Genomic DNA, 891 nt, shown 5'->3' with positions numbered 1-891 from the left:
CTTATGGGTTATCTGCCCCCCGTTAAGCACAAAGATCTGATCCCAGGTTTCACTACCACTCATTTCATAGATAAAGTCATCTACTACTAGGTGACCATCGGGGCCGGGTACTTTCCAGTAGCCCTGGTCTTTAAACCCGCCATAAATCCTTGAACCATCGGTGGAAAAACTATCGCTAACAGTAACCAAGCCCTCGGCAGTTGCAGAACCACCTATTACACTGATGGAAGAGACGTTTATTCCGCTTAAGGTAGAGATGCTGTTAGTGAGGTTAATACTTATAGCGTCAACACCGACCAAATCGATATTACTATTTGTCAGCGCCAGAGATTTAAAACTAGCCTCAGAAATATCGATATTGACATCCCTAAACTGGACCGTGTCTTCTGCATAGTCTCCAGACACCTCCAAAGTATCTGAATAACTCTTATTCCGCCCCTTGTTATCAAACCGAAGCAATGACCAGCCTGTAGTTTTATTTTCAAAGTAAATACTACCTGGGTTCCCATTTTTGGTGCCGGTTACCCAGTAGTTACCGCCTGACGCGTTGACATGTGTGCCCGCGACTATATTGGATTCTTCATAATAAACCGCTACACGGCCACCACCACCTCCGTTGTAGCCATCCGCCCCGCCTGCCAAGATCCTGTCGGACGAGCTGACTGTCAGCCGGCCCACATCCAACCAGATTGAGCCTCCCGATCCGACACCATAGTCGTGACCATAAGTCTGACCGCCTTTCGCAATAATGCGACCATCGAGACGCAACTCTCCGGAGATATTCAGCTTAACCGCACCACCACCACGCCTATTGTTGGCATGGTCATTTGCCCCATCTTTATAGCGACCACCCATCCCAAAGTGTTGCGGTGTTTTGTAATCGCCGTATGT

General features: G+C 48.1%; 1 protein-coding gene. It reads right to left on the bottom strand.

Translation table 11 applies throughout. The features are described from left to right. The coding region (locus AC6R19_RS22740) for a hypothetical protein (protein WP_500582154.1) at window positions 1–891 on the bottom strand (891 nt) is incomplete at both ends.

This window comes from Microbulbifer sp. SE14 (genome assembly GCF_059834885.1).
Note: the sequence above shows the minus strand (reverse complement) of the source record. Positions and strands in the feature narration are given on the sequence as shown.